Genomic DNA, 2,384 nt, shown 5'->3' with positions numbered 1-2,384 from the left:
AAAACGCTTAATTTACTTTTTTCAGCATTTATGCAATATAAATATTAATCCTTCATTTTTCTAATTATTATTAATCTATTATTAATTTCATCAAATATTTTTATTCATTTCATCATTTTTATAGACATTTATTATAATATGTTCGTCATATGTAAACACATATATTCATTATTATTTCTAATATTATGTATTATATCAAGAATATTTATTCATTTCAAAAAAATTAAGCAATATATAAATATCTTCTTATATTGCTTAGTTTTTAATTAGTTACTTATTATTTTTCAAATTAGTAATTTTTTCTAATATGATCTTCTAGTTTATCTAAAGCATTTTTTAACTCATCCATAGAATAACAATATGATATTCTTATATATCCTTCCCCTCCACATCCAAAGGCATCACCAGGAACACAAGCTACTTTTTCTTCTTTTAATAGTTTATTGCAAAATTCCTCTGAGGATATATTAAATCTTTTTATAGAAGGAAATATATAAAATGCTCCTTTGGGTGAATAAAGATCCATTCCCATTGAGTTAAGTCTATTTTCAACATAAATTTTTCTTTTTATAAATTCTTCCTTCATTTTTTCTACAGTATGTAAACTATTTTTTAGACCTTCTAAAACTCCATATTGGCCTATAGAATTTGTACATGATACATTATATTGATGAACTTTAGCTATTTCTTTTAAGTATTTCTCTGTAGCTGCTATAAATCCAACTCTTATACCAGTAACAGAAAACATTTTAGAAAAGCCTCCTATATATATAACCTTATCTTTTATATTATCACACATTGCTATACTATAATATTTATCATAACAAAGAGCTTCATAAAGTTCATCTGTAATAACAGTAATTTCAAAACTCTTTATAATTTCTACTAGAGATTCATATTGACCTTTACTAAGTATTGCCCCTGTAGGATTGCAAGGGTAAGATAAAATCATATATTTTATTTTATCCTTCTTTATTGTACTTACTAATTTACCGATATTTATAGAAAAATCTTCATCCAATTCATAGTTAACAACTTCTCCTCCTAAAATCTTAACTATGTTTTCATATGCTGGATAACTTGGAGTAGGTATTAAAACCTTATCGCCTTTATTTATCAATGAAGATATAGTTGAGTATAATGCCTCGCTGCCCCCAACAGTTACACATACTTCCTTTAAGTCATAATTTATATTTCTATTACTTAAATAATTACAAATTTCATTTCTTAGCTCTAAAAGACCAAAATTATCAGTATAAGTTATTCTATCTTCTTCAATTGCTTTTATCATGGCCTCCTTGATTTCTCTCGGTGCTTTAAAATCTGGTTGCCCTAAAGTTAAAGAAATTGCTTCTTCTACATCTTTTACTTTATTGAAAAATCTTCTAATCCCTGATATTTCAACATTATTTAAGTTTTTATTCATTATTATAGCCCCCTCTTTTATAAATTTCAGTTCACAGTTCACAAGGCACAGTTTTCAGTTATTCTTTAAGTAACAGGGATTTTTTAGGGAACAGGTATAATATATTAGAAATCTTAAAGTAAAAAATAAAGAAAGAAATTTAATATTTTCTTATCAATTTTATATTTAATACTTATTCCTTAATACTTATTACCTTTTCCCTGACACTTTTTACCTTTTACATATTCCTTAATTAAATTCAATTATGAAATATACACTCATAACTATTCTTACTAATTGATACCTGTTCCTTCTTACATGTTACCTATACGCTTAAATTAACTATGACTTGTTCCTTGTTACCTTCTCTTTTCCCTAATTAAAACAACTGTGAATTGTGAACTGTGGACTGATAACTGTTCCTATTACTTGTTACCTTTTACCTAGAATTTTGCTTCGCAAAATAAATCTAGTACTCAATTCCTTTTCTTGCCCCAACACCTTTTTCAAAATAATGTTTAATACATTTCATTTCTGTAACTAAATCACTCTTCTTCAAAATTGCTTCTGGTATATTTCTTCCCGTTAATATAAGTTCCATACTTTGTGGCTTATTATCAATAATGTATATAACTTCTTCTTCAGTTAAAAATTTGTTGTATAAGACTCCCATTATTTCATCTATTATTAAAACATCACATTTATTTTCTTTTATAGTATTTATAATAAATTTATATCCCTCTTTAATTTCTCTTTTTAATTCTTCCTTTTCATCTTCATTTAAATTCCAAACAAAATCTCTTGGCTTTTCAAATCTAAATATTTTAAAGTTATCATTAAGCTCATCAATTGTTTTTAATTCTCCTGTTGGTCCCCCTTTTAAAAATTGAACCATATATATCTTTAATCCATTTCCATAGGCTCTCATACCTTGCCCTATTGCAGCGGTAGTTTTTCCTTTGCCATCGCCTGTGTACAC

At 26.2% G+C, this 2,384-nt stretch carries 2 protein-coding genes; both read right to left on the bottom strand.

The genetic code is table 11. The features are described 5' to 3' along the window. Window positions 1–289: 289 nt before the first annotated feature. Window positions 290–1,426: a pyridoxal phosphate-dependent aminotransferase gene (locus A500_RS06400; protein ID WP_016206774.1), complete on the bottom strand. Its 1,137-nt coding sequence runs from the start codon at window positions 1,424–1,426 to the stop codon at window positions 290–292. Window positions 1,427–1,874: 448 nt separating this feature from the next. Further along, window positions 1,875–2,384: cob(I)yrinic acid a,c-diamide adenosyltransferase (locus A500_RS06395; protein WP_157453619.1), on the bottom strand; the 510-nt coding region annotated here is incomplete at its 5' end.

The sequence above is a fragment of the Clostridium sartagoforme AAU1 genome, from assembly GCF_000401215.1.
GTDB classification, from domain to species: domain Bacteria; phylum Bacillota; class Clostridia; order Clostridiales; family Clostridiaceae; genus Clostridium; species Clostridium sartagoforme.
This window is presented reverse-complemented; position numbering and strand designations above follow the sequence as displayed.